Consider the following 26,232-nt stretch of genomic DNA (forward strand, 5'->3'; position numbering starts at 1 on the left):
TTACCCGCTACCGAAGAACCGGCTCGGGGGCGCCCGCCGCGGACGCGCTGATCGACCATTTCTCGACGTCACCGCTGCGCGAGAGCGGCGGTTCCTTGTGCCAGACGCCATCCTTCATGATGCCGGTGAACGTCGACTGATTCTGCAGGATCGCGATGTCCTCCAATGGGTCACCATCGAGAACCAGCAGGTCGGCGAGGTAGCCGGCCTTGATGCAACCCAAGTCGTCCGGTTGGAGCATCAGCTCGCCACCGAGGCGGGTTGCGGACTCGATGGCCTCCATCGGGCTGAACTCCAGGAAGTTGACGAAATGCTCCAGGTCCCGGGCGTTGTTGCCCATCGGGTTCCAGGGCACGAAGTAGTCACCGCCGGGCAACACTCGAACTCCGCGCTTCTTGAGCTCGATCATGTTCGCGATCAGGCTCTCGAGCTGTTCGTCGAGACCCATCGAAGCAGTGACTTCCGGGGTCAGCCCCCAGTCGCCGGCCTCGTACCTCGACGTGTGGAGGAAGCCGAAGGCCGGGGCCACGAAGTGTTTGTCCTTGTTCTCGGCCACCAGGTCGAGACCTTCCTCGTCGGTGAAATCGGCATGGAAGATGATCTCGATGCCGTGGCGGACGCACATCTTCACCGATTCCGCGCTTCGGGCGTGCGCCGCCACGCGTTTTCCGCGAGCGTGGGCAACCTGGCACGTGGCGGCAACCTCTTCGTCGGTCATGGTGGTCATGCGACCTTTGGCATAGGGAATGAACTCGTCACCAGAGATGTCGAGCTTCATGTGGTCGACGCCTTCACGCATGTACCACCGAGTCGTCTGGCGGAATTGATCCACACCATCGCAGACATGCTCGACGGATTGCCGATGCATGTGCGGCAGCCGGACATCACCGACTCCTCCGGTGACGGTCAGCTCGGGGGATGCGACCAGCATGCGCGGTCCGATCAGGTTGCCCGCGTTGATTTCGTTCCGGACAACCAGGTCCAGTCGCGGCTTCGCCGATGCGGCGCACAGGATGCTGGTGAAGCCCTGATCCAGCATCAGCCGTGCGTTGCGAGCAGTGAGCAACGTGTGCTCCTCGACCGGCAGATTGCCCATTTTGGCAAGGTCGATCTCGGGAAGGAAGCTCGGATGCGAGTGGGCATCGATCAGTCCCGGCATGACCGTGGCACCCCCCACGTCCACGACTGTGGCATCGGAGTCCTGCCGCTCGCCGGTCCCCTCGGCAGCGACACTTACGATCCTCTGCCCTTCGATCACGATCTCGGCGAGATACGGCTCTGCCCCCGTCCCATCGATCAGCCGTGCGTTGCGAAGCTTGATCGTCACGATTTTCTCCTTCTCAGCCTCGGGAAATCCAGGATTGGTGAAGCACAGCGGCAAGGCCCGGACAGGATTGTCCGTTCCACTTCCAGGGGCATAGGGCGCCCTTCGCGCGTCGCTTCGGTGAGCGGAATGCGACCCCTGCACAGTCTTCCTAAATTCGGAATCATTTTCCTAGTTGTGAAATGTGTCACCGGACCGTGGGGCTTGTCAAGAGAAATCCCGCATTGGCCGGATAGTCGCAATGAGGCAAGTCGGCAGACTTGACACCGGCACGGCCTGCCTTCCGCATTACTGCCGTCTCGCAGTAGACGGGTCCGACGGCCTGGGCCGTGCTCGCATGCAATTGACTTCTCCCGCTTCGCTTATCGCGCCGTTGCGCTGAAGTCGCCCGGGCGGGGGCAATTCACGCACGCGGGGCGCAGGCGACCCCGAGCGGTCCGAAGACGCCCACCCGCCCGGACCCTTGACGTCGCCGTGCGCGGATCGCTAGCATTCGAATACGCGAAATCAATTTCGAAAACCCGAGAGCTTGAAGGTTGCCGGTTCACCGTCGCGGGCTCGCGGAGCGCTGAGCGGAACCCCAAGAGGAGATAGATCGCAATGTGCCATCACGGCTCGACGTCGTGACCGGAAAACTGGTGCGTCGAGGTCTTGGCGAACACGCGCCGGCACTGGCGCCGGCACAACTGATACAGGATCGGAGTTGCGCATGAGCAACAACTGGGGACGATGGGGCGCCGACGACGAAGCCGGTGCGCTCAATCTCGTCACAACCGGCGTGACGCGCAGAGCCGCGGGCTTGGTCGCCACCGGACAGACGCTTTCACTGGCCCAACCTCTCGGCCCGAAGACACCTGCGCCCGGCCACCGGCAGCAGCCGTCGCGGTTCATGAACCGCGACGCCGGCGACTACGCGCTCGGCGCACGCACGCCGGGAGGATTCAAATTCGCCGAGGACACAGTGCAATTCGCGACGCACAGTGGTACTCACGTCGACGCGCTGTCCCATGCGTGGTCGGGGGACGAACTCTACAACGGGCATTCGTCGGCCCTCACCAGAAGTACGCAGGGCGCACAGCGGTGCGGCGCCGAGAAGCTCGCACCGGTCGCCACCCGTGGCATTCTCGTCGACTTGGTACGCGCATCCGGTCAGCCGCTCGCCCCGCAGACCGCGGTCGGCCCGGAAGACCTCGAGCGTGGCATTTCCGAAGCCGGCGTGTCGGTTGAGCCGGGCGACGCTGTACTGATCCGGACCGGATGGTGGGAATCGAAGGGATCGAGCGACTCCTACTTCGCGGACGAACCCGGCATAACCGAAGAGGCCGCCCGCTGGCTCGCAAGCCGTGACGTGGCGCTGGTCGGTGCGGACAATTACGCGGTCGAACAGCAATCGGCTGAACCCGGCTTTCCGGCGCATCTGGTGCTCCTCCACCAGTTCGGCGTGCCGCTGATCGAGAACCTGGATCTCGCGGAACTCGCGGAGGCGCTGTCCGTCCTCGACCGTTCGACGTTCTTCCTGCTGTTCGCTCCGATCCCCCTCGTCGGCTCTACCGGAACTCCGGTAACGCCCGTTGCGGTCCTGTGAACATCAACTGGCCTGCCGATCTCGTGCGGCCCGGAGACCTGGTTGTGGTGGCGCAAGGCGTCGGGGAGCCGACGCCACTGCTCAATCAGCTTCTCGCGGCCTGCCCACGCGACGTCGAGATCTTCGTCGGACTCAGCCACAGCGATGCGCTCACAGGATCCGCGCCGCAGCGTCCGCTCGTGTCCTTCGGCGCCATGGGGCCGCTCGGCAAGCTCGCGGCCACCGGCCACGCCGAGGTAATCCCCTGCAATTTCGACGACCTGCCACGCCTGTTGCCTTTGCGTGCCCGGAGCAACCTCGTGCTCCTGATGCAAGTGTCCCCCGCTGATTCGCAGGGATGCCACGGCTTGGGAATGGCGATGGACTACACCTACGAACTGATCTCGCAAGCACGAACCGTGGTGGCCGAGGTCAATGCCGCGATGCCGACCACGTCCGCGCCTACACTCCCGGCCTCCAGGTTCGATGCCGTTATCCACACGTCCCGGCCTCTTCCGATTGTGCACACACCAGCAGTGGATGAAGATCACCACGGAATCGCCAGGCATATCCTGCCGCTGATCCCTGACGGCGGGACCATCCAACTCGGCATCGGCGCGGTCCCCTCAGCCATCGGGAAGGCGCTGACCGCACGCCGCGGATTGCGTGTTCGATCGACCCTCGCCGGCGACTGGCTGCTGGATCTGCATCGCGCTGGATCACTCTGCGAGGAGCCCGGTTCGGTCATCATCAGCGAGGCCGCGGGCTCCGAGGAACTGTACGAACACATCGCCACGTCGACAGCGTGGGTACGGCCGGTCGCCGAGGTAATCGGTCCGGCAGCCGCAGCGTCGATCCCGCGACTGTTCGCAGTGAACTCGGCACTGCAGGTAGACCTCACCGGTCAAGTCAATGCCGAAGAGATCGACAGCAGATATTTGGGAGCGACCGGTGGGCAAGCAGAATTCCTGCGGGCCGCTCAGCGCTCGCCCGGCGGGGCATCGATCGTCGCGCTCGCTGCGACGGCAAACGGCGGACGAACCTCCCGGATCGTTCGACAACTGCAGCCCCCGACCGTTACGACGCCGCGAACGAGCATCGACTTTGTGGCCACCGAGTTCGGCGTCGTCGATCTCAGAGGGCGGACCCTGCGCGAACGCGCCGAAGCCATGATCGCGATCGCGGCGCCTCAGCACCGATCGAGTCTTCACGAACAGAACGGACACCAACGATGACACCACCATCCGAAATCGACGACCGTCTCACCAGATTCCTGTCCGACCAACTGAATGGGGCCGGTGCTCGAGTAGCAGGCCTGAACCGCATCGGTGTCGGCAGGTCCCGGGACAATTGGGTGTTCGACCTGGTGACCGACCACAATGGCACCGAGCATTGCGAGCCTTTGATCCTGCGCAGCGACCCGGACGGAGGCCTGGTCGACACAGACCGCAACGTGGAGTTCGCTTTGCTCCGAATACTGGAGAACAGCGATCTGCCAACCCCGGGTGCCCGCTGGCTCGACGCCGACGGGCGATGGCTCGGCCGGCCCTCGCTGATCATGCAGCGGTGCCCAGGGGTCTGCGATTACCGGGTGCTTTCGGACTCGCAACGCTCGATCGCTCAGCGGCGGGCCCTTGCCGAAAGCTTCTGCGACCTCATGGCGCAAGTCCACAGCACCGATTGGCAGGCGCTCGGGTTGTCAGCGGTACTCGATGGTTCCGGCCAGCTCGGTGCGCCTGCCGAACTCGACGCCTGGGAGAAGGTTCTGCGTCAAAACCAGCTGGAGCCATTGCCCGAGTTGGATTTTGCGATTGCGGGACTACGAGCGTCAGCACCCGAACCGGCGCGCACCGCTCTGGTCCACGCCGATTTCAAGCCCGGCAACATTCTGTTGGACGGTGATCGGATTACCGCACTGCTCGATTGGGAGTTGGCTCATCTCGGCGATCCGCTCGAGGACCTCGGCTGGGTGACGCAGCCGCTGCGCAGGGCGGAGCACCTGATCGACGGAGCGTGGGATGCCGACGACCTGATCGCGCATTACGAGCAAGCCACAGGATTCGACGTCGACCGCAGCAGCCTCCGATGGTGGCAGGCCTTTTCGACGTTCAAGACCGCGGTGATGCAGGTCAGCGGTCTGCGATCGTTTCTCGACGGCCGTAGCGACGAGCCATTTCGCCCCACCCGCCGCGTGCTTTCCACACTGCTCGATTTCGTAGTCAAGGAGGACTTCCGGTGAGACCGACCATTCACGAGCAATTGTCCGGGGTCGATCGGCTTCTCGATCTCGCAGACGAATCCCATTCGCTTCCGGCCGAAACGTCCGAATTGCTGAGCAACGCGCGCCGACTGATCAAGCGGGTTGCCACATCATGGGACACGGCATTGCCTTTCCTCCTGGACGACAACGCGCGACTCACCGAACTCCTGACCGGCACCGAGGCGCGGGAACCTGTCCCGACCGACATCACAGCTGTCGCCGCGCGAAACGAAGAGCTACGAGGATCGTTGTCTCAGCTCATCTCCACCATTCCCAGAGACCCCGAGTTTCGACCGCGTCGGGCCGAGATCGGACAGTACCTGCAGTGGCGGGTTGCCACCGATCCCGCCTGACAGCCAGAAAGGCGACAAACGTGAACGCACTATCACCAGAATCGATCTCCGGCGACAATCACTTGGCCGAACAGTTTCCGCTGTCACCGATAGATGACTATTTCGTCCACCAAACCCCGGATCCGGTGCGGGTCATGTGGACAGGGGATCCCCGGGCGTATGAGCGCCACTGGGTGGTGATCCACGACGACACCGGCGAGTTACTGATCGCCACGGGCGGCAGCCTCTATCCGAACCTCGACCGGGCCGAGGCCTACGCGATCGTCAACTCGAAAGGCCGACATACCACGGTCCGGAGTTTCCGCTCGATCGGAGCGGATCGCACCGACCTGCGCGTGGGACCGATCGTGCCCACGATTGTTCGCGGTCTGCGGGAGTGGCGCTACGTCCTCGAGCCGAACGAGTGGGGGGTCAGCTACGATCTGACGTTCCACGACACCACCCGGCAGGTTTTTCGCGAGCCGTTGTCGGACTCTGCACACGGCTTTCCGACTGGCCGCCGCAACGATGTCACCAGCGGATTCGAATGCTTCGGATCGGTGACCGGATGGGTCGAGATCGAGGGCGAGCGCACCACTTTGGGTCCGAATGCCGCAGGCACGAGGGATCGTCACTGGGGCACCGGCCGCGGTGTCGGTGGACCGGAGTTCTCTCTGGGAGGTCGCCTGCACGTAGGGACCAACGGCAACGCGTTCGTGGCATTTCCGGACTGGGCGCTGTGGGGCGACCGACTGTTCTACCCATTCGGCGACCCGGCATCGGGTTCGACACGAGTTTTCAAGCCCACCCGCCGGCTCCGGTTCGAGCCGGACACGGACATCTTCGTCGAAGCCATCGTCGACTACGAGTTCGACAACGGCAAGCAAGTCCAACTCCACTACGAGCGGGTAGGTCAGCAGACGGCCTATCTGCGATGCGGAATGTACGGCGGCACACCGGATCGAGACATCCACCAAGGAGGCTACGACGGCCCCGACGTGACCGAGGGGGAAACGTATGATCTGAGCCGACCGGAGACCCGGATCGGCATCCGCGGCCTCGACGAGCATCTCTGCCGCGTCACACGTGATGACGGTCAGACAGCTCTCGGGATATACCAGACTATCGACCCCGTGGCCTATGAAGTATGCGTGTCGGGCAGGAAGGGCTGGAACCTCCTCGTCTGAGAAGCGCCAGGCCAGGACGGTATGGACCGTCCGCGAAACTTTCTGAAATCCTTGACTTCAGTCATTACGCGCGACATTCTGATAATCGGAACGCATTTCGAGTCCGTGAATTCTAAACCTCCTGTGACCATGGCGAACCAATCAAAATTCGGTCGAAGACCACGAGATTGACCACTTCTGACGCAGCATGGAGCGATTTCGGCCAGTCGCATTCCTCAGATGCAGGCATTTCGTGCAACGAAAATCTTCCTGAAGGGGCAAATTGTGGTGATTTTACGGAGTGCACGGCGAGGCGCGTGTGTTATGTCCGCAGCGTTGCTGGCGTCGGTCGGGTTGGTCGCTTGCAGTTCGACGGGTTCCGGCACAGCGGGAGATGCGATACGAGTGGGCGTGACAACGTCGCTCACCGGATCGTTCGGTACCTATGGAAACATGATCAAGGACGGGCTGGAGGCCGGCCTGTACTGCAGCACCGAAGGCACCAACGAAGTCGACGGCAAGCCAATCGAATTCGTCTACGCCGATGACGGCGGCGATCCCGAGCAGACACTCGCCGCGGCCACCAGGATGGTTGGTGACGGGATCAACATCCTCACCGGCACCACATCGTCCGCCGCCGCGATGCAACTCGGCCACTTCGCCGAACAGCAGAATCTCCTGTACATCTCCGGTGCCGCGGGGATCGATGATGTCACCGGTCTGAACGCCAACACTTTCCGTGCCTCGCGACAGGCGTATCAGGAAGCGGCCGCCCTGAGCAGCGTCCTCGAGAAGAACAATAACAAGACGGTAGTACTTGCACAGGACTACGCATTCGGACAGAAGTACGCCTCTACGATCACCGGCATCCTCGAATCGAGCGGATCTGAAGTAGAGAAAGTGCTTGTGCCTTTGGACACGAATGAGTTCACGCCCTACGCGCGGCGAATCAGCGAGTTGAAGCCCGATCTACTGATCGTTGTGTATTACGGCGATGGGGCTCCGTCCATGTGGCAAGCGATGTCGCAACAAGGAATCTTGGACACGACCACGGTGGCGAGCGTGCTGGTCGAGAAGCCGCACTGGTCAATCTATGGTGATGCCGCCGAGAAGATCAACTTCGTGACGCACTATTACCCGGGCGCACCAGGCGGCGAAATGAACGAATGCCTGACTGAGCGAGTACCAAGTGCCGACCTGTCCACCCACGACGGTTTCGTCGCCGCGCAGCAGATCGTACACGCACTCTCCACTGCGGGCCCCGACGACGTCGAAGGCATGATCGAGGCACTCGACGGGTGGTCATTCGAGGCACCGAAAGGACCGATGACAATCCGCTCGGGTGACCACGCCCTACTTCAGGACATGTACCTCGTCTCGCTCAGTGACAGCGATGGCGAATTGGTCGCCCACACAGTCGGAAACGTCGGCAGTGAGGTAGCGAAACCATGAACGATACTGCAGCACTTGCCCGGACGCTCCCGTCCTCACAAGTACTGGGACCCGCGATCGAATATGCGCTCGAGACAGTCGATCTCTCCTGGAGTGTTGGCGGATTCACCATCGTCAACGATGTCGGACTCCGTGTCCGGCGTGGCGAGTTTCTCACCGTTATCGGGCCCAACGGGGCCGGTAAGAGTACGTTGATGAATCTCCTGTCAGGGGTATATCGCCCCTCATCAGGTTCAGTCCACTTCGATGGTCAGGACATCACCAGAATGGGAGCCGCACACCGTGTCCGGCGCGGCCTGGGACGGACGTTCCAAACATCGAGCCTGTTTGCGGGATTGACGGTCCTCGAGAACGCACGGTTGGCAGCCCAGGCTGCGCTGGGCGGCAGCATGAACCTCTGGGGCAGGCCATCGGCCCACGATCGAGCCACAGAGCGTGCGCGAGAGCACCTCGAAGAGGTCGGCCTGCACGACATAGGCGGAAACATCGTGTCCGACCTACCGTACGGAGACAAGCGGAAGCTCGAGATAGCCCTCGCGTTGTGCGCGCGCCCCCGCGTCCTGCTCTTGGATGAACCGACGGCCGGCGTCTCGGCCGAGGATGTCCACGCGCTGATCGACGTAGTACGGGCAGTCCACGACTCGGGCCGTACGGTGGTGATGGTCGAGCATCGAATGGATCTGGTTCTCGACGCGTCAGATCGTATTGCCGTCATGCAAGACGGCGGTCTTCTCCTGTGCGATGATCCGAACGCAGTGATGTCCGATCCGCGGGTCCAAGCCGCCTACCTCGGGCCGGAGTTCTGATGTCCGCCGGCGACGCGGCCCTGTCCGTGCGAGACCTTCAGGTACACCGCGGCGAAGCACATGTTCTGGAAGGTGTGTCATTCGAGGTACGTCCACGTCGTGTCACCGCACTGCTCGGTCGCAACGGTGCGGGGAAGACGACAACCGTGATGACAATTCTCGGTTTGCTGGAGGGCAGCGGCAGCATCAGGCTCTACGGTGAAGAGACCTTGGGCGTGCCGACCCACCACCTGGTCCGCCGAGGTATCGGATACGTGCCCGAGGACCGCGAGGTATTCGGCACGTTGACTGTCGCCGAGAATCTTCGATTGGCTGCGCGGACACCGGAGGCGACCCAACGACTGGACCTCGTACACGAACTGTTTCCAGACTTGCTGCGCAGGAGCGCTCAGCGGGCGGGAGCGCTGTCCGGCGGCCAGCAGCAGATGGTGGCGATCGCGCGTGCCATCCTGAACCCGAACCGCTTGCTCCTCATCGACGAGCCGAGCAAGGGATTGGCGCCCATCGTGGTCGGCCAGGTGGTCGAGGCTCTGGCGAAGGCCGCCAGCGCCACCACAATCTTGCTGGTCGACCAGAACATCCGAGTCGCGCAGCGCTTGGCCACCGATGCCATCGTGCTGGACCACGGCGCAGTTGTATTCACCGGTTCGATGGAGGACTTGGCTGCGGATGCGGATCTCACGCAGCGCTACCTCGGTGTCGCGCCGTCTTCCCGCGACAGCAACACGATCGGGAAGGGGTCTGCACGATGACAACCCTCGTCGTCCTCACTGCTACAAGCCTCGGTCTCGCGGGCCTGTATTTCCTCCTGTCTTCAGGGCTTTCCCTGATATTCGGTTTGATGGACGTCCTGAATGTTGCGCATGCCGCGATCTTCGGGGTGGGCGGATATGCGGCCTGGGTCGTCATGGACCGGTTCGACTTGATAGCTTCCCTCGCTGCGCGTTTCGCGGTCGCCACAGTTGTGGCGGTCATATTCGGATGCGTTCTAGGATATTTCGTAGAGCGGACGCTGATAGCGCGCAACTACGGTGATCACCTCACACAGATCCTCATCACGTTGGGGCTCGCATTCGTCATGGAGGGGCTCATCGGCGGTATTTTCTCGTATTCGCCGCAATCGATCGCACAGCCGGCCTGGTTCACCGACGTCACGGTGATCCTCGGTGGACGCATTCCCAACAGTAGAATCCTTATCTTCGGCATATCAGCCTTGGTGCTGGTGAGCTTGCTGTTCTTCATGAAGAAGAGCAAGTATGGGTTGATCATCCGCGCAGGTGTGGAGAACAGGCGGATGGTTCAGGCGCTGGGCATTGACGTCGCGCGGAGCTTCACCTTCGTGTTCGTACTGGGCGCAGCCTTAGCCTGCCTGGGTGGCGCGCTGGGCGCGGTCTACTTCACAGGAATTACTCCTGCTCTCGGTCCGAATCTGTTGATCTTCGCTTTCATCGTGGTGATTATCGGCGGACTCGGATCAATCGGCGGCACTGCCATCGCTGCCGCTCTCGTCGCCTTCACTCAGCAAATCGTGAACTTCTACGTGAGCACCGGACTGGGCGACATCGCCGTCGTCGGTCTGCTTGCGGCTGTGCTCTTACTGCGCCCACAGGGCTTGCTCGGAAGGGTTGCATCAGCATGATTCCGTTTTCCAGTACCCAAACACAGTTGCCCGTCGACCGGGGTCCGGGAAAGATACACCCGAGACGGATTTCGGTCGGGGCGCGAGTGGGCCTCACGGTCATTCTCGTTTTGGCTGCTCTACCGATGTTGGATGTTCCGATTCCGATCCTTCTCCCCGGACAGTTGTCGAGTTCTGGTTCTCTGCTCATCTTGTCGATCGGCCTTGTATTCGCTGGTGTCGCGATATCTTTCGATGTCGTATTCGGATACGCCGGCCTGCTGAGCGCTGGTCATGCCCTGGTTTTCGCTCTGGGAATCTACGCAACCAACCTGCTGATGCACGCAGGCCTGGGGTACTTTTCCGCTGCAGCGCTTGCCATCGTGATGTCCGGGCTGGTCAATACCGCGCTGGGAGCGATCGCCCTTCGCGTGAAGGCAGTCGCCTTCACGATGGTCACACTGGCGTTCGGTGAGGCCTTCTATATTTTGCTCCTGGTAGATCCTGTGGGGATTTTCGGCGGTGAGGAGGGGCTGCCTGTTGCCTTCGAGCGGATCCCCGATCTGCTTGCGAGCGCCCGCGATGTCCGCTGGCTCTACTGGCTATCGGTTGCATTCGCCGTGGTCGCCTACCTTCTGGCGTGGATGGCGACGCGGTCTCGTTGTGGCCAGGTGTGGCAAGCGATCCGCGAGAACGAGGATCGGGTCGAAAGTCTCGGGTTGTTGTCGTACAGCTACAAGCTGGTTGCATATGCTTTCGGTGGCGTGATCGCTGCGGCGGGCGGGGCGGTGTATCTCTTGGTTGCGCGGGGCGCCAATCCGTCCAGCGCATCAGTGCACTTCAGTCTTGCATTGATCGTCATGGTGGTTTTGGGCGGACGCGGCCGGATCTGGGGTGCAGCGATCGGTGGCCTCATATACGGAATCCTCACTTTGAGGCTGCCCGAGCTTTCTACATCCGGCGTCCTCGACGGGCTACCTGAATGGGCAAGTCGCACAGTGTCCGAACCGCTCGTCGTCCTAGGATTTCTGTTCATCCTGATTGTGCTGTTTTTTCCAGATGGCATAGTCGGTCTTGTCGACCGTGCCAACTCCCGGCTCCGGACAATGCGACGTCGGAGCATGAACGAAAATACACTCATTCTTCCTCCGGATGAACCGATTGGGGTGGATGAGATCAGGACGAAGCATTAGGAGAAGGCAGGTTTCGCACCGCCCTCCCGCCGCCCAATTTAATCGCAGTCCCGAAAGGAACGCACATGGAATCACCGAACGTCTATCACTACGGAATTCTCGTCAGAGACATCGACAACGCAATCACGCTGTACGGGAAGCTTTTTGGGCTTACCTTCCATGAGCCGACCGAAGTGCATCTCAATAGACTGGCCGATCCCGACGAACACGAGTTCGACCTGCGAGTTACATATTCTCAACAAGGGCCCCCTTATATGGAACTGCTCGAAGCCAAGGGTGACGGAGTTTATTCCGCTGGTCACGGAGAGGGCCTGCATCACATCGGCATGTGGGACCCGAAAATCGATGAAAACAAGAAGCGGTATCTCGATTCCGGAGTGGAATCGGATGGCGAGGTTTTGAACCCCGATGGAACCACGTTTGCGTGGTACACGAACCCGAAGACTACCGGCGGGGTTCGCTTCGAGTTCGTCGATGAATCCGCAAGGGAAGATCTCGAGAAATGGATTCAAACCGGGATAATGGGGCCGGGAGGTTTCGTCGTCTGAGGCCAAATGGCCTCCCGGGTTGGACGCTGAAGTCACACGTCGTCACTGTAGAAGCATTTCCAAAGGCGGACACCGACCCGCGACTCGAGGTCGCGCGGTGCCGGACTGCGACGTGTTCTCCCCGACCGCGCCGACATGGTCGATCGGCGTGAGAGCGCCACGCGTGCGAATCCCGGTGATCAGTGGCCGACGCTACCGATCGGAGAAATCGTGACCAGCGAAACCACACGATGCTCGATGCACCGCGAACCGGAGCTGGCCGCACAGACCGTCGTCCTCATCGGCGGCAGCGCAGGCATCGGGCTCGAGACAGCGCGACGCGCCCGGATGGAGGGTGCCGACGTCATCCTCACCGGGCGCAACCCCGACCGGCTCGAGGCCGCAGCGGCAGACGTCGGCACACAGCGCACCGCAGCGTTCGACGCCAACGACCCGGCCGCATTGCGGAGGTTCTTCGAGGACCTGCCGACACCCATCGACCATGTGCTGGTGACGGCAGGCGGCCCGCGTTACGCTCCCCTGCTCGAGATGGACGCGGACGAGGTGCGCCGGCAGCTCACCGAGCACATAATGCTGGGGCTCGAAGTCGCGCGCAATGCGGCGAACAAGATGCGGCCCGGGGGCACGCTGCCGTTCATGGGCGGCACCGGCGGCCGGCGCATCGGTCACGGCCTTGGGATCGCCTCCGCCGCCACGGCCGCACTGCCCCCGTTCACGGCGGCCCTCGCTCTCGAGCTCGCGCCGGTTCGCGTCAACCTCATCGCCGCCGGCTTCGTCGACACCCCGCTGTCGGCATCGCTGCTCCCAACGGCACACCATGAGCCACGCTTGACATTTGTCGCTTCCTGCTCCCGGAATCAGCGGCGACCAGTGTGGAGTCCAAGTCACCAACGGATGGCGCTGGCTGGTGTGAACCAGTGCCCACCGGCGCCCCTTCACGGGCAAGCCGTTCCGGAAGTCGATTGCGCGCGCCTGATCGGCTGCGGAAAAGGCGTAGCGGATATCGGTGGCAAGCACGGCGATCAGGCGGGAGACAGTCGGGGGCGGAAGCGACGTGTCCTACACCTCCGTGCGGCCTTGGGCTATGCGATGTAGGCCAGACAGTCGCCACCCACAGCCACGGTGATGGCAAGTCCGAGGACGATTTTGCCGGGATCGTTTCTTGCCAGGGCCCGCCTGGATCGTCAGAAGTAATGCGGGAAGCGATCAGGACAGTGTGCGTTCGCGGCCGAGGCCGCTCCCAACCGTTGGGCTTCGTCGTCAGTCGCTCCACCGTGCGAGCAACATCATCGCCACCACCCTCATCTGTGGTGACCGCGTCTGCGCCGACACAGCCTCGAATGAGAACAAGTTGATTGCGGACGCTGTACCCAACCGGCGGCATATCCTTGATTTGACGTCATTCAGAGGTGAGCGGATGTTGCATCTTCACTGTCTCCGTCCCAGTACTGCACTGGTCGGGGCCGGGGCATTGGCATCGGGATCGGTCGGGCAGTCAGATGACCAACGATGATCCTTTCGCGACACAGCGTGACGTAACCCCGAACGTGACGGACGAGCTCTGCGCGGCCGGATTTGATGACCCACATCTAATCGGGCGGGGCGGTTTCGGAGTGGTTTATCGATGCAGTCAGCCCTCTCTGGATCGCACCGTCGCGGTGAAGGTCCTCGCGAGCGATCTCGACGAGGAAAACCGGGCACGCTTCTTTCGTGAACAGCGCGCAATGGGACGGTTGACCGGGCACCCGAACATCGTCAACGTTCTCCACGTCGGGACCACCGACGGCGGCCGACCGTACATTGTGATGCCATTCCATCCACACGATTCGCTGGACGTGCAAATTCGCCGCCACGGGCCGCTCTCATTGGCGGACACGCTCCGGCTCGGCGTAAAGATATCGGGTGCCCTCGAGACTGCCCACCGTCTCGACATTCTTCACCGCGACGTCAAGCCCGCAAACATCCTCGTCACCGACTACGGGGAACCCGCACTTGCCGATTTCGGCATCGCTCGCCTTGGGGGAGGCTTCGAGACCGGCACCGGCACAATCACTGGATCACCGGCCTTTACAGCGCCGGAGGTCCTTGGGGGCACCGCTCCGAGCCGGACCGCGGACGTTTACAGTCTCGCTGCCACACTCTTCTGCGTCGTCACTGGTCACGCCGCGTTCGAACGCCGAAGCGGTGAGCACATTGTCGCCCAGTTCCTGCGCATCACCGCCCACCACGTTCCGGACCTGCGAGAACAGGGCATCCCAGCTGACCTGTCCGCGGTCATCGAACAGGCCATGGCCGCCGATCCGCGAGACCGCCCCGCCACCGCAATCGAGGTCGGGGAGGCGCTCCGCCGGATCCAGCTCCGCGGCGGCTTCCCCGTCGACGAAATACCGTTGCAGGTCGAACCCACAGCGGCGCCGGGCGAGAATGTCCCACGGATCACACTCGCGCCGTCGTCACGAACCACACTGGCTCCGCGTCGAGCTACGGACCTTACCGCCGTCCGGACAAACGCGGGCAACGTGCCGATCGAACTCACCAGCTTCATCGGTCGCCACCGCGAGCTGACCGAAGCAAAGGAACAGCTGTCGGTGTCGCGTCTGGTGACTCTCACCGGGATCGGGGGGGTCGGCAAGACCCGACTCGCGCTCCGGGTGATCTCCGAAGTGCAGCGGGAGTCATCCGACGACGCATGGCTGGTCGGACTGGGCGAAGTGCGAGACGACTCCCTCTTGGCTGACGTGATAGCGGCCGCCCTGGGACTGCGTAGTCAGTCCGCACGCCAACTGCTCGATGTCGTTGCGGAGTATCTGGTCCCTCGACGGGTCCTGCTCATGCTGGACAACTGCGAACATGTCTTGGACTCAGTGGCCGAAGTTGCCGAGGCTCTGCTTCAGTTCTGTCCCAACCTTCGGATCCTCGCCACGAGCCGCGAGCCCCTGGGTATCGGTGGGGAGTCGGTACTGCGTGTTCCCCCACTGAGCGCACCGGACCCGGACCACCAGCCGACCCTGCGCGGGATGCCTGAATCCGACTCGATGACCTTGTTTGCGCAGCGCGCCGCGGCCGCCGTTCCGGGATTCCAGGTCACCGACGACAAGCGCGTCGTCATTGCCCGGATCTGTCATCAGCTCGACGGACTGCCGCTCGCGATCGAACTGGCGGCAGCAAGACTGCGTGCGATGTCCCCCGAACAAATCCTGCAGCACCTGACCAACCGATTTACATTGCTGACCCTCGGCAACCGAGGTGCACCAACTCGGCAACACACGCTGGCATTATCCATCGATTGGAGCCACGAACTGTGCACACCCCGGGAACAGGAGGTGTGGGCCAGGATATCGGTATTCGACGGAGGGTTCGAACTCGATGCAGCCGAATATGTCTGCGCCGGCGTTTTGTCCCCTGAAGGGCTACTCGACACGGTGACGGCGCTGGTCGACAAATCGATCCTCAATCGCGAGGAAGTCAGCACCACAGTTCGCTTTCGGATGCTCGAAACCCTCCGCGACTACGGCCGCACGAAATTGCGGCACAGCGACGAGGCTCTGTCGATCCGCCGCCGGCACCGCGATTGGTACCAAAAACTGGTGGTGACTGCGGAGGCGGAGTGGATCAGCCCGCACCAAATTGAGTGGATTGCACGACTCGCGCGAGAACAATCAAACGTCCGTGCAGCGATCGAATTCTGCTTGGATCAGCCGAATGAGATCGAGGCTGGAGTACAGATCGCCACCGCCCTCTTTCCATTCTGGGTCTCCCGAAGCCTTCTCGCCGAGGGTCGGCGCTGGCTCGACCGTTTACTCGCTGCTGAGCCGGCACGCCCTACCGAGCTACGGATCAAGGCGCTGTGCGCTAACAGCATGCTCGCTGACACGCAGGGCGACCTGGCGAGGAGCACCACCCTCGTCGAAGACGGGAAAGCCCTGGCCGCGACCATGGCCGACGCCGAAATCGATGCGCGAATCACCCACGCCGAAGGAGTCCTGGCGCTCTTCAGCGGCGACCTTCCACAGGCAAGCCGCTGCCTCGAGGATGCGCTGCAAGCGTTCCGCGCACGACACGACATCCCTCAACAGGTCTGGATTCTGATGCAACTCGGTGTTACGTATGAATTGAAGGACGACCCTGCCCGCGCAATCGTCTGCCACGACGAGGTGCTCGCCATCACTGAAACACACCACGAATCGGTGAACAGGTCATACTCACTGTGGGCCATGGGCATTGCGGAATTGCAGCTAGGAAATCCCGTCCGGTCGGCCCGGCTGTTGAAGCAAGGACTCCAGCTGACCCAGGTGATCGACGAGCCTGTCACCGCCGCGTTGTGCCTCGAGGCGCTGGCGTGGACCTGCGACACCCACAACGCCAACCGTGCAGCGGTACTGATGGGTGCCGCCGAATCGCTCAGTCACGCGGTGGGCAGCTCATCCATCCTGTTCCACAACCATGTCCTCCACCACGAAAACTGCATGCAAATGGCGCGCCGGTCACTCGGTGAGCAGGCGTTTGCGGCTGCCCAACTCGAAGGCACAGCCCTCACTTTCAGCGAAGCCGTCGCGTATGCGCTCGACGACTAACCCCGCCTCACGACCCCAACCGGGACCTCGCACCCCACCTGACCACGCTCGCCCCACCCCTGGCCTTTGACGAGCCGTCTCCAGGGGTGAGCTCGTGGTCAACGGCCCAGCGGGTGGGCCGTCGACGGGCCTCGATCTGGGTTGGGACAATGCTCATCTCGGCCGGCAAGAAATACACATGGGCCCGCTTGCTTCAGCGATTGACGCGGGCCCATGTGTACTCAACGGTGCTCACCGCTCACGCGCTGACCGCCGAGCCGCGGGTGGCGTCGGTGTACTTGGTATCCGTCAGCTCACGCATCCGCGCGATCTTGCCATCGCGGATCTCGACGAAGATCACATATAGATTGTCAAAGCGGCCGCCCTCCATCAGCTCCGAGCGGCCGTGGACAATGGCGGCAAATCGATCGTCCTGCTCGGTCTGCGACTCGAAGGTGAACTCGACACCCGAGACGGTCGACTTTCTCAGGTCGACCACCAGTTCACTGACCTCACGGATGTTTCGCTTACCGGCGAAGACCGTCGACCCCATCAACTCGTGGACGAAGTCGTCGGTGACGAGCGTCGTGAGTGTTGCCGTGTCGCCACGCCCCACCGCGTCGAAGTACTCCTGACACACCGCCGTGATCGCACTCATGATTCTCCACCTCTCCTGGACTGAATTTGATCGCCGCTAGTTGTACGGGTTCGGCGAGAGTCATCTCACCGCCCGTTCGGCAATGACGAACGTGTCTCGGTCGCAATATGTGATCTTGCTAGCTTTCGGAAATGATCTGCTGCTAAGGCCGTTTCCCGATCTCCCCCAACTACGAGGTGCGACATAGCATGGTTCAACTTCTCAATCGGACTCCGCATAGGAGAATCGCTGGTGCCGCGCTGCGCCGCCGGCCTGGCCGGGCATTCGTCACGTGGCTCGCGGGCACGCAACGCGGTCGGAAAGTCGATCTCGCAGTAGTGAAGATAACGGGTAAGTCGCTGATGACCTACTCGTTCACTGCGATGAACTCGCTGGACAACCTCGACGTTCTGATCATTCACACCATTGGCCGAAAGACGGGCGAGCCCCGGTCGACTGCCATCCCATACTTTCGCGTCGACGACGGACTTTACGTGATCGCTTCTGCTGGTGGGCAGGATGCCAACCCGGCGTGGATCCACAATCTTCGTGCCACCCAGGGCGTCTCGGAACTCACGATCAACCGTATTCGCCGACCCTCTGTCGGTACTGAACTCCCGGCGAACTCCGAGGAGCGCGCACGGGTATGGGACCGCATCCTCTCCATTGCTCCGGTCTTCTCCGACTATCAGTCGAAGACTACGCGGATTTTGCCGGTTATCCGCTTCGAAGACGTACACCCGCAGCAGGGACGGGGCAAGCTGTGACCGGCCGCCGGCGAAGCGCTCGAAGGGCTCAAACTTCTCCCTAGCGAACTGGTTCTGCAACGACAGGCTAGTTGGCCGTGGCCCGCTTCTCAGCTGATTTCGCCCGCGTTCTGGTCGCATCTCGGGCCGAACCGTCCGCGTGGGTGGACACGCACGCGGAGTCGAAGATCTTCGTGCGTCGGCAAGCGCAGCGTTCTTCGAATTCAGCACCCCGCCAGAAAACAAATCCAGAAAGAAAGGTCGATTCCGCATGTCCCTAACTCTGAACAAGTTCTTTCACGTCAACATCAACGTGACGGACCTGGACCGATCCGTTGACTTCTACAAGAAGCTGGGCTTCGTCGAAACCGCCCGCTTTGTGATGGACGGTCACCTCGGGGAAAGCACCGCCGAGGCGTTCGGCGTTCCCTTCAATCGGCATCGCGCGGCATTTCTGAAGCTCGAGGACTCCGAGAACAACATGGTTCTCGACCTGTGCGAGTACGAGCAGCCGCCCACCTCGGGGCAGCCGTACCAAAGCCTCATCAACGTCGGGATGGTGCGGCTCGCATTTCACGTGCCCAACATCGAGGAGGTCTATCAGGAGCTGCTTGACATGCGTGTCGAGATGCTTGGTCCTCTTCGCTTCACGACTCCTCCGGGCGGGACGCGTTCTGGAGTCTTGGCCTTCAAAGATCCCGACGGTGTAATCCTCGAAGTTTTGACCGGCGTCGAGCACATGGCGAACTGATGACCCGGCGAACAGATTCGGGCCGTGTAACGGTCTCGGAGTTCTCGGTGTCCTTTCCCCGCGATCAGGTCGAGGACCTGAGGGCTCGGCTGCGCCGGACGAAGTGGTCCGACGACTTCGACAATGACGACTGGTCGTTTGGGGTGAACGGCGACTATCTTCGCGACTTCGCGAGCTATTGGTGCGATGACTACGACTGGGGTGCAGCTGAAGGGCGCTTGAACAGATATCCAGGCTTCCGGGTCGACGGATTGCTCGACGGCACACCCATACACTTCTTGCACATCCGCGGTAAAGGGCCGAACCCCACACCCATCGTCCTGACTCATGGGTGGCCGTGGACTGTCTGGGACTACGCCAAGGTCGTCGATCCGCTCACCGATCCAGTTCGCTTCGGCGGCCGGGCAGAAGACTCCTTCGACGTGGTAATTCCCGCATTGCCTGGCTTTGGCTACTCCTCGCCGCTCCGCTCCGCCGTCACCCCCATGGCAACCTCGGACATCTGGTCCCGACTGATGACCGAGGTGCTGGGCTACCCGAGGTACATGGCGGCTGGCGCCGATTGGGGTGCGCTTGTCACGTCCTATCTCGGTCACAAGCACGCCGACGAGATCATCGGGATCCACCTCACGATTCCCACACTCATATCGATTGCCGGCTCCGAAAGCTGGTCGGCGGACGACTACTCCGCCGACGAGGCCGGGCGGTGGTCAAAGATGGTGGACGAGAAGCTCCCCCTGATGACCGCGCACTACAATGTCCATGTGCTCGATCCGCAGACCCTCGCGTGGGCCCTGGAGGATTCTCCTGCGGGCTTGGCGGCCTGGATACTGGAGCGGCGCAGAAGCTGGAGTGACCACGACGGAGACTTCGAGACGTTGTTCAGCCGAGATGAGCTCTGCGACAGCATCTCGACCTACTGGTTCACCCATACCATCGGAACATCCATGCGCTACTACGCCAATGCGGCGCGTACACCGCTGCCACGCGCGCACCAGCACCATCCACCGGTCCAGACTCCGCTGGCGATGTCGGTGTTCCTCAATGAACTCATCCTCCCGCCACGCTCGGTGGTGGAAGAGCATTCAAATCTGGTGCAGTGGCGCACGCATGACCGTGGTGGCCACTTTGCCGCACACGAGCAACCCGACGCTTGGGTGAACGATGTGCGGGCGTTTCGGGACACGCTGGCGGCCAACGCTGAGCAGACACCCGCGCACTGACGCTCAGGTGCCGCCCAGAGCGTCAGCCCGCACGTGTTCGATCATCAGGGCCGCGGCGATCACCATCGCCGCGGCCCTGGCGCGTTTCTTCGGTACGACCACGTCAACGCCGGCCTGCGTGGTAATCGACATGGAATCCGCAGAGCAGATTCGGGCAGGTCCGCAGGTGCGGGTCACGGCGCGAAAACATCGGTCCCTGCCGCGTTTGCCAAAACGGGCACACGCCGCACAGCCACCGAACCTGTTCGCGCTCAGAACAATGACGGCGGCCGTCCCTCGCGTCGTGCGTGTGTGGTGGTGCGTTCGCGGGCCGGGCGGCCGATGCCCTCGGCGATGGCCCGCAGCTCCTCGACGGTCTTCTCCGATCCGTGCTCGGATCCCGCCATCCGGGAGATGGTCTCCTCCATCAGCGTGCCCCCGAGATCGTTCGCCCCACCCTGCAACATCACCTGGGTGCCGGTCACCCCCAACTTGACCCAGCTGGTCTGAATGTTCGGGATCCGCCCGTGCAACATGATCCGCGCCAGCGCGTGCACCGCCCGGTTGTCCCGGTTCGTCGGACCCGGCCGCGACGCCCCCGCCAGATACAGCGGCGCACTCTGATGCACGAACGGCAACGGCACGAACTCGGTGAACCCACCCGTGCGGTCCTGAATCCCGGACAACACCCGCAGATGCCCCACCCAATGCTTCGGGTTGTCGACGTGCCCGTACATCATCGTCGAACTCGACCGCAGCCCCACCTCGTGCGCCGTGGTCACCACCTCCACCCACGTCGCCGTCGGCAACTTCCCCTTCGTCAGCACCCACCGCACCTCGTCGTCGAGGATCTCCGCCGCGGTGCCGGGAATGGTGTCCAGACCGGCCTCGCGCAGTTCGGTCAACCAGTCCCGGATGCTCTGCCCGCCGCGGGAGGCGCCGTTGACGATCTCCATCGGCGAGAACGCGTGCACGTGCATCGACGGCACCCGCTTCTTCACCGCCCGCACCAGATCCGCATACCCGGTCACCGGCAACTCCGGGTCGATACCGCCCTGCATGCACACTTCCGTCGCTCCCGCGACGTGCGCCTCCCACGCCCGGTCCGCGACCTCGCCGGTGGACAGGGTGAACGCATCCGCGTCCCCCTTGCGCTGCGCGAACGCACAGAACCGGCACCCGGTGTAGCAGATGTTGGTGAAGTTGATGTTCCGGTTCACCACATACGTGACCTCGTCCCCGACCGCGTCCTTGCGCAGCGCATCGGCCAACGCGACCACCGCCTCGAGCCCGGCCCCGTCGGCGGTCGCCAACGCCAGGTACTCATCGTCCGACAGCCCCGCCGGGTCGCGTTCGGCGCTGCGCAACGCCGCCAGGACGTCGGTGTCCACCCGCACCGGGCCGGACAACTCGAGCACCTGCTCGCGGACGGTCTCCCAGTCCCCGAACGCGCTGCCCAGGTCGCTGCGGGTGTCGGTGTGGCGGCCGTCGGTGTCGATCTCGGTGTTCAGGTCCACCCGCCCCGCCGACTCCCACGACTCGTCCGGCTCCTGCCACGGCAACCCCACCGGCCTGGTATCGAGCTTCGCCAACCCGGTCTGCGGGTCCGCGAGGGCCTGCACGTGCCCGGTGATCCGCGGATCGATCCACGGCGCCCCGGCCAGCACGAACTGCGGCTGCGCCGCCGTGCGCTCGGTGAGCTCGAACCCGGCGGCCGCGGTGATCTCGGCCAGGGTGTCCAGGTTCGGCCACGGCCGCTCCGGGTTCACATGGTCCGGGGTCAGGGGCGAGACCCCACCCCAGTCGTCGACGCCCGCCCCCAGCAGCGCGGCGCATTCGGTGGTCGACACCAGATTCGGCGGCGACTGGATCCGCATCCCCGGGCCCAGCAGCAACCGGGACACCGCGATCGTCGCGGTGAACTCCTCGAGACCGGCGTCGGGGGTATCGCGCATCGCGGTGTCCGGCTTGGCCAGGAAGTTCTGCACGATCACCTCCTGGACGTGCCCGAACGCCTTGTGCGACTTCCGGATCGCCATGATCGACTCGGCACGCTCCCGGACGGTCTCGCCGATGCCCACCAGAATCCCGGTGGTGAACGGCACACTGAGCCGGCCGGCGTCGGTGAGGGTGCGCAACCGCACCGCCGGATCCTTGTCCGGGCTGCCGTAATGGCATTCGCCCTTGTCGGTGAACAACCGGGTCGAGGTGGTCTCGAGCATCATCCCCATCGACGGGGCCACCGGCTTGAGCCGGGAGATCTCCTCCCAGCTCATCACGCCCGGATTCAGGTGCGGCAGCAGCCCGGTCTCCTCGAGCACCCGGATCGACATAGCCCGCAGGTAGTCCAGCGTCGAGTCGTAGCCCCGCTCGTCGAGCCACTGCTTCGCCTCCGGCCACCGATCCTCCGGCCGGTCACCCAATGTGAACAGGGCCTCCTTGCAGCCCAATTCGGCGCCCTGCCGGGCGATCTCCAGCACCTCGTCCGGTTCCAGATACGCCCCGCGCCCCTCCGCCCGCAACTTGCCCGGCACCGTCACGAACGTGCAGTAATGGCACTTGTCCCGGCACAACCGGGTCAACGGGATGAACACCTTCCGCGAATACGTGACCACCCTCGGCCGACCCGCCGCCAGCAACCCGGCATCACGCACCTTCGCCGCCGACGAACACAAATCCACCAGATCCTCGCCACGGGCCTGCAACAACACCGTCGCCTCGTCCACGTTCAACGTGGCACCGTCCCGCGCCCGCCGCAACACCCGCCGCATCGCGGACGGTGCCCGGGTATGAATGACCGCTGGTTGCTTCTCAGTCAACTTGTGTCCTGCCTGTCCGGTTTCCGGCTCGCCGTTCGGAACGCGGAGCCAGAGGATTCGACCCAGTCGCGTTGCCCTGAATCGTGCGAGTGTCGCAGCGTCCGCGGGTTCAGGAAGCGCGGTCTCGCTCGTACTGCGCGGACTGTCGGTGGAGTGTTCGTCGTTCGTCTTCGGTGTATCCGCCCCACGTTCCGTGACGTTCCCTGGCTTCGAGTGCATAGTTGAGGCACCGGGCGCGCACGGAACAACGTCGGCAGATCCGCTTGGCTTCACGTATCCGACTCTTGCGTGGTTCGCCGCGTTCGTTGTCGGGGTGGAAGAACACCGTGGGGTCAGCATCCCGGCAGGCGGCGGCCAGTTGCCAGTCCCAGGACTCGGCGACCGGTGTCGGAAGTTTCAACATCAACGCAGGCATGGGTGTCCGTCCCGTGCCCGCCGGTACTCGTTGATCAATTCGTCGGTGGAACTGTCCCCGACGGCGGCGGGACTGTCAGGGTCCCCGAGGGCCGGTCCCAGTTCCAGTGCTGATGTCTTGCCGAGTTCGACGCCCCATTGGTCGAACGAATCGATACCCCACACGACTCCCTGCACGAACACCTGGTGCTCATACAGGGCGATCAACTGTCCCAGGGCCGACGGGGTGAGCCTGGTTCCGAGAATTGTGGTGGAGGGCCGGTTGCCGGGCATCACCTTGTGCGGAATCAGCTCGGTCTCGGTGCCCTCGGCAGCGATCTCGTCGGCTGTCTTGCCGAACGCCAGCACCTTGGACTGAGCGAGCATGTTCGCCGTCAGAACCCCGTGCATCGACCCCACCCCGTCGAGGGTCGGTAGATCGGCGAGGGGCTGTGCGAACCCCAGAAAGTCCACGGGAATCAACCGCGTGCCCTGGTGCAGCAGCTGGTGGAAGGCGTGCTGACCGTTGGTTCCGGGCTCACCCCAGAACACCTCACCCGTCGCCGCACCGACGGGAGTCCCGTCCGCCCGTACCGACTTGCCGTTCGATTCCATCGTCAACTGCTGCAGGTAAGCCGGGAATCGTGCCAGGTCGTGCGAGTACGGCAGCACCGCACGAGAATCGCAACCGAAGAAGCTCCCGTACCAGACCCCCAGCAAGCCCAGCAGGACCGGTGCGTTCGACTCGAGCGGGGCGGTGCGGAAGTGCTCGTCGAGCTGGTGGAAGCCGTCGAGGAATTCGGCGAAGCGATCGCGGCCTATCGCGGCCATGACCGCGAGACCGACGGCCGAACCGACCGAGTATCGTCCCCCGACCCAGTCCCAAAACCCGAACGTGCTCGCCCGGTTGATGCCGAACGCGGCGACCCGTTCTTCGTCGGTGGAGACGGCGACGAAGTGCTGCGGGACGGCATCGTCGCCGAGTGCCTCGGTGACCCACCGGCGGGCCGCGGCGGCGTTGGTCATCGTCTCCAGCGTGGAGAACGTTTTCGACACCACCACGAACAGTGTGCTCGCGGGGTCGAGATCCGTGAGAGTCGACAGCAGGTCCGTGGGGTCGATGTTCGACACGAACCGCACATCGGGGCCGTCCGCGTAGTGCCGCAACGCTCGGCACACCATCGCCGGCCCCAGGTCCGAACCCCCGATGCCGATGTTCACTACGGTGTCGATGCGTTTGCCTGTCGCGCCGCGCCACTCCCCGGACCGCACCCGGTCGGTGAACTCGCCCATCCGACGGAGCACCGCGTGCACCTCCGCGATCACGTTCTGCCCGTCCACGATCAGCTCACCCTCGGGCGGCATCCGCAACGCAGTGTGCAGCACCGCGCGGTCTTCGGAGGTATTGATGTGTGCACCCGCGAACATCGCGTCCCGGCGTTCCTCCACACCCGCCGCCCGGGCCAGATCCAGGAGGAGCCCGAGGGTTTCGCGGGTGACGCGGTGCTTGCTGTAGTCGATGTAGAGATCAGCGGCGGTAAGGGCAAGGTCGGTGCCGCGGTTCGGGTCGGTGTCGAACAACTCCCGCAGGTGCGTGGATGCGACTTCCCGGTGGTGATCAGACAGTTTCTGCCACAGCGGGGTATCGGTCACGTTGTGTGTCATGCGAGTCCCCGCAGCCGGGGTGCCAGGTCCTTCTCGAACAACTCCAGGAACCGCTTCTGGTCGTGCCCGGGAGCGTGGAAGACGAGGTGATTCAACCCGGCGTCGAGGTACGGGCGGATCTGCGCCACCGCCTCGTCCGGATCCGACGCCACGATCCACCGCTTCGCCACCTGCTCGATCGGCAACGCATCCGCCGCCTTCTCCATCTCGATCGGATCCTCGATCGAATGCTTCTGCTCCGGCGTCAACGACAACGGCGCCCAGAAGCGTGTGTTCTCGAGCGCCAACTCCGGATCCGTGTCGTACGAAATCTTGATCTCGATCATCTTGTCGATCTCCGCGACATCCCGCTCGGCCTTGGCCGCCCCCTCCGCGACCGCAGGCATCAACTTCTCCGTGTACAACTCCATCCCCTTGCCCGACGTGCAGATGAACCCGTCACCGCTACGACCGGCGTACCGGGCCACCACCGGGCCACCCGCCGCGATGTACACCGGGATCCCGCCCTCGGGCACGTCGTAGATCGACGCCCCCTTCGTGGAGAAGTAGTCACCCTCGAAATCGACCCGGTCACCGAGCCAGAGTTCCCGCATCAACCGGACCGCCTCCCGCAGCCGCGCGAACCGCTCCTTGAATTCCGGCCACTCCCCGGCAAAACCGGTCGCGATCTCATTGAGCGCCTCGCCGGTACCTACACCGAGCATGATCCGCCCCGGATACAGACAACCCATCGTCGCGAACGCCTGCGCCACCACCGCCGGGTTGTACCGGAACGTCGGCGTCATCACCGACGTCCCCAACTGCAACCGCTCCGTCCGCTCCCCCACCGCCGTCATCCACGCCAGCGAGAACGGCGCATGACCGCCCTCGTGCCGCCACGGCTGGAAATGATCCGACACCGTCGCCGAATCCACCCCGTGCGCCTCCGCCAACACACCCAACTCCACCAACTCCCGCGGACCGAACTGCTCCGCGGACGCCTTATAACCGAGCTTCATCATGACTGCACTGCCTCCGTGGTCCGGTGTCGGCCGAACTGCTGCCGCAGCGCCCTAGACCTATCAAACCCAACTGCACCGGGTACTCCTTGTACGTGTGACATGGCGATCGGCGTAGGACTCGCATGTCGTGGCCTTCTCGTCTCGAGCCAACCAATCCGAAGTGATGTTCCCCACCTTCCGGCCATAGGCTCGCCTACTGCGA

Annotated in this window: 23 protein-coding genes; 16 read left to right on the forward strand and 7 right to left on the reverse strand. The window is 63.2% G+C overall.

Annotated features, from left to right (window positions below):
* Positions 1–7: 7 nt before the first annotated feature.
* Positions 8–1,381, reverse strand: a complete 1,374-nt coding sequence (locus I1A62_RS09590; RefSeq protein ID WP_219458584.1) for an amidohydrolase family protein — start codon at positions 1,379–1,381, stop codon at positions 8–10.
* Between the two features lie 652 nt (positions 1,382–2,033).
* On the opposite strand from I1A62_RS09590, the gene I1A62_RS09595 reads away from it, so the two are divergent.
* From I1A62_RS09595 to I1A62_RS09655, 13 genes are all read left to right on the forward strand, one after another.
* Positions 2,034–2,909 carry a cyclase family protein gene (locus I1A62_RS09595; protein ID WP_219458585.1) on the forward strand — a complete coding sequence of 292 codons (876 nt, stop codon included), beginning with the start codon at positions 2,034–2,036 and terminating at the stop codon, positions 2,907–2,909.
* Positions 2,906–4,123 (forward strand): acetyl-CoA hydrolase/transferase family protein, encoded by a 1,218-nt coding sequence (locus I1A62_RS09600; RefSeq protein WP_257890765.1) that lies wholly within the window; start codon positions 2,906–2,908, stop codon positions 4,121–4,123. The genes I1A62_RS09595 and I1A62_RS09600 overlap by 4 nt, the downstream gene beginning before the upstream one ends.
* Positions 4,124–4,242: 119 nt before the next feature.
* Positions 4,243–5,127, forward strand: coding sequence for a phosphotransferase family protein (locus I1A62_RS09605; RefSeq protein ID WP_257890766.1), 885 nt, complete (start codon positions 4,243–4,245; stop codon positions 5,125–5,127).
* Complete coding sequence (locus I1A62_RS09610) at positions 5,124–5,501, forward strand: hypothetical protein (protein ID WP_219458587.1); 378 nt, start codon at positions 5,124–5,126, stop codon at positions 5,499–5,501. The genes I1A62_RS09605 and I1A62_RS09610 overlap by 4 nt, the downstream gene beginning before the upstream one ends.
* A 134-nt stretch (positions 5,502–5,635) precedes the next feature.
* Positions 5,636–6,667, forward strand: coding sequence for a hypothetical protein (locus tag I1A62_RS09615; RefSeq protein WP_257890767.1), 1,032 nt, complete (start codon positions 5,636–5,638; stop codon positions 6,665–6,667).
* 303 nt (positions 6,668–6,970) lie between these two features.
* Entirely contained in the window at positions 6,971–8,098 is a 1,128-nt protein-coding gene (locus I1A62_RS09620; RefSeq protein ID WP_219458588.1) for a substrate-binding domain-containing protein, read from the forward strand.
* A complete protein-coding gene (locus I1A62_RS09625; protein WP_219458589.1) occupies positions 8,095–8,904 on the forward strand; it encodes an ABC transporter ATP-binding protein in 810 nt (269 codons plus the stop codon). Before I1A62_RS09620 ends, I1A62_RS09625 begins: the two co-directional genes overlap by 4 nt.
* Positions 8,904–9,656, forward strand: coding sequence for an ABC transporter ATP-binding protein (locus tag I1A62_RS09630; RefSeq protein ID WP_219458590.1), 753 nt, complete (start codon positions 8,904–8,906; stop codon positions 9,654–9,656). The genes I1A62_RS09625 and I1A62_RS09630 overlap by 1 nt, the downstream gene beginning before the upstream one ends.
* The gene (locus I1A62_RS09635; RefSeq protein WP_219458591.1) at positions 9,653–10,543 is read left to right on the forward strand and encodes a branched-chain amino acid ABC transporter permease; all 891 of its coding nucleotides are present in this window, start codon (positions 9,653–9,655) and stop codon (positions 10,541–10,543) included. The genes I1A62_RS09630 and I1A62_RS09635 overlap by 4 nt, the downstream gene beginning before the upstream one ends.
* Positions 10,544–10,629: 86 nt before the next feature.
* Positions 10,630–11,715 (forward strand): branched-chain amino acid ABC transporter permease, encoded by a 1,086-nt coding sequence (locus I1A62_RS09640; RefSeq protein WP_192582180.1) that lies wholly within the window; start codon positions 10,630–10,632, stop codon positions 11,713–11,715.
* Positions 11,716–11,780: 65 nt separating this feature from the next.
* A complete protein-coding gene (locus I1A62_RS09645) occupies positions 11,781–12,263 on the forward strand; it encodes a VOC family protein (RefSeq protein ID WP_219458592.1) in 483 nt (160 codons plus the stop codon).
* A 210-nt stretch (positions 12,264–12,473) separates the two neighbouring features.
* Positions 12,474–13,358 (forward strand): SDR family oxidoreductase, encoded by an 885-nt coding sequence (locus I1A62_RS09650; protein ID WP_257890768.1) that lies wholly within the window; start codon positions 12,474–12,476, stop codon positions 13,356–13,358.
* A gap of 404 nt (positions 13,359–13,762) precedes the next feature.
* Positions 13,763–16,837 (forward strand): protein kinase, encoded by a 3,075-nt coding sequence (locus I1A62_RS09655; RefSeq protein ID WP_124396441.1) that lies wholly within the window; start codon positions 13,763–13,765, stop codon positions 16,835–16,837.
* A 238-nt stretch (positions 16,838–17,075) separates the two neighbouring features.
* Here I1A62_RS09655 and I1A62_RS09660 read toward each other — a convergent pair whose 3' ends face one another.
* Positions 17,076–17,474: a nuclear transport factor 2 family protein gene (locus I1A62_RS09660; RefSeq protein ID WP_124396440.1), complete on the reverse strand. Its 399-nt coding sequence runs from the start codon at positions 17,472–17,474 to the stop codon at positions 17,076–17,078.
* 188 nt (positions 17,475–17,662) lie between these two features.
* Between I1A62_RS09660 and I1A62_RS09665 the strand changes: the two genes are divergently transcribed.
* The 3 genes from I1A62_RS09665 (at position 17,663) to I1A62_RS09675 (ending at position 20,173) form a co-directional block, all read left to right on the forward strand.
* Positions 17,663–18,220: a nitroreductase family deazaflavin-dependent oxidoreductase gene (locus tag I1A62_RS09665; RefSeq protein WP_124396439.1), complete on the forward strand. Its 558-nt coding sequence runs from the start codon at positions 17,663–17,665 to the stop codon at positions 18,218–18,220.
* A gap of 250 nt (positions 18,221–18,470) precedes the next feature.
* Positions 18,471–18,950: a VOC family protein gene (locus tag I1A62_RS09670; protein ID WP_124396438.1), complete on the forward strand. Its 480-nt coding sequence runs from the start codon at positions 18,471–18,473 to the stop codon at positions 18,948–18,950.
* Positions 18,951–18,997: 47 nt separating this feature from the next.
* Positions 18,998–20,173, forward strand: a complete 1,176-nt coding sequence (locus tag I1A62_RS09675; RefSeq protein WP_192582174.1) for an epoxide hydrolase family protein — start codon at positions 18,998–19,000, stop codon at positions 20,171–20,173.
* A gap of 3 nt (positions 20,174–20,176) precedes the next feature.
* Here I1A62_RS09675 and I1A62_RS46300 read toward each other — a convergent pair whose 3' ends face one another.
* From I1A62_RS46300 to fgd, 5 genes are all read right to left on the reverse strand, one after another.
* On the reverse strand, positions 20,177–20,305 hold the full coding sequence (locus tag I1A62_RS46300; RefSeq protein ID WP_257890769.1) for a hypothetical protein: 129 nt from the start codon (positions 20,303–20,305) through the stop codon (positions 20,177–20,179).
* Between the two features lie 119 nt (positions 20,306–20,424).
* Positions 20,425–22,971 (reverse strand): bifunctional FO biosynthesis protein CofGH, encoded by a 2,547-nt coding sequence (locus I1A62_RS09680; protein ID WP_219458593.1) that lies wholly within the window; start codon positions 22,969–22,971, stop codon positions 20,425–20,427.
* 109 nt (positions 22,972–23,080) lie between these two features.
* Positions 23,081–23,386, reverse strand: coding sequence for a WhiB family transcriptional regulator (locus I1A62_RS09685; RefSeq protein ID WP_124396367.1), 306 nt, complete (start codon positions 23,384–23,386; stop codon positions 23,081–23,083).
* On the reverse strand, positions 23,374–25,029 hold the full coding sequence (pgi, locus tag I1A62_RS09690; protein WP_124396366.1) for a glucose-6-phosphate isomerase: 1,656 nt from the start codon (positions 25,027–25,029) through the stop codon (positions 23,374–23,376). Before pgi ends, I1A62_RS09685 begins: the two co-directional genes overlap by 13 nt.
* Positions 25,026–26,030, reverse strand: a complete 1,005-nt coding sequence (fgd, locus tag I1A62_RS09695) for a glucose-6-phosphate dehydrogenase (coenzyme-F420) (protein WP_219458594.1) — start codon at positions 26,028–26,030, stop codon at positions 25,026–25,028. Before fgd ends, pgi begins: the two co-directional genes overlap by 4 nt.
* Positions 26,031–26,232 lie beyond the last annotated feature (202 nt).

The sequence above is a fragment of the Rhodococcus sp. USK10 genome, assembly GCF_019378875.1.
Lineage (GTDB): Bacteria > Actinomycetota > Actinomycetes > Mycobacteriales > Mycobacteriaceae > Rhodococcus_F > Rhodococcus_F pseudokoreensis.

Excerpts from the sequence above, each read along its gene's own strand:
- I1A62_RS09595 (WP_219458585.1), top strand. The coding sequence starts at position 2,034 with ATGAGCAACAACTGGGGACGATGGGGCGCCGACGACGAAGCCGGTGCG.
- I1A62_RS09615 (WP_257890767.1), top strand. The coding sequence starts at position 5,636 with ATGTGGACAGGGGATCCCCGGGCGTATGAGCGCCACTGGGTGGTGATC.
- I1A62_RS09620 (WP_219458588.1), top strand. The coding sequence starts at position 6,971 with ATGTCCGCAGCGTTGCTGGCGTCGGTCGGGTTGGTCGCTTGCAGTTCG.
- I1A62_RS09625 (WP_219458589.1), top strand. The coding sequence starts at position 8,095 with ATGAACGATACTGCAGCACTTGCCCGGACGCTCCCGTCCTCACAAGTA.
- I1A62_RS09630 (WP_219458590.1), top strand. The coding sequence starts at position 8,904 with ATGTCCGCCGGCGACGCGGCCCTGTCCGTGCGAGACCTTCAGGTACAC.
- I1A62_RS09635 (WP_219458591.1), top strand. The coding sequence starts at position 9,653 with ATGACAACCCTCGTCGTCCTCACTGCTACAAGCCTCGGTCTCGCGGGC.
- I1A62_RS09645 (WP_219458592.1), top strand. The coding sequence starts at position 11,781 with ATGGAATCACCGAACGTCTATCACTACGGAATTCTCGTCAGAGACATC.
- I1A62_RS09655 (WP_124396441.1), top strand. The coding sequence starts at position 13,763 with ATGACCAACGATGATCCTTTCGCGACACAGCGTGACGTAACCCCGAAC.
- I1A62_RS09660 (WP_124396440.1), bottom strand. The coding sequence starts at position 17,474 with ATGAGTGCGATCACGGCGGTGTGTCAGGAGTACTTCGACGCGGTGGGG.
- I1A62_RS09665 (WP_124396439.1), top strand. The coding sequence starts at position 17,663 with ATGGTTCAACTTCTCAATCGGACTCCGCATAGGAGAATCGCTGGTGCC.
- I1A62_RS09670 (WP_124396438.1), top strand. The coding sequence starts at position 18,471 with ATGTCCCTAACTCTGAACAAGTTCTTTCACGTCAACATCAACGTGACG.
- I1A62_RS46300 (WP_257890769.1), bottom strand. The coding sequence starts at position 20,305 with ATGTCGATTACCACGCAGGCCGGCGTTGACGTGGTCGTACCGAAGAAA.
- I1A62_RS09685 (WP_124396367.1), bottom strand. The coding sequence starts at position 23,386 with ATGCCTGCGTTGATGTTGAAACTTCCGACACCGGTCGCCGAGTCCTGG.
- pgi (WP_124396366.1), bottom strand. The coding sequence starts at position 25,029 with ATGACACACAACGTGACCGATACCCCGCTGTGGCAGAAACTGTCTGAT.
- fgd (WP_219458594.1), bottom strand. The coding sequence starts at position 26,030 with ATGATGAAGCTCGGTTATAAGGCGTCCGCGGAGCAGTTCGGTCCGCGG.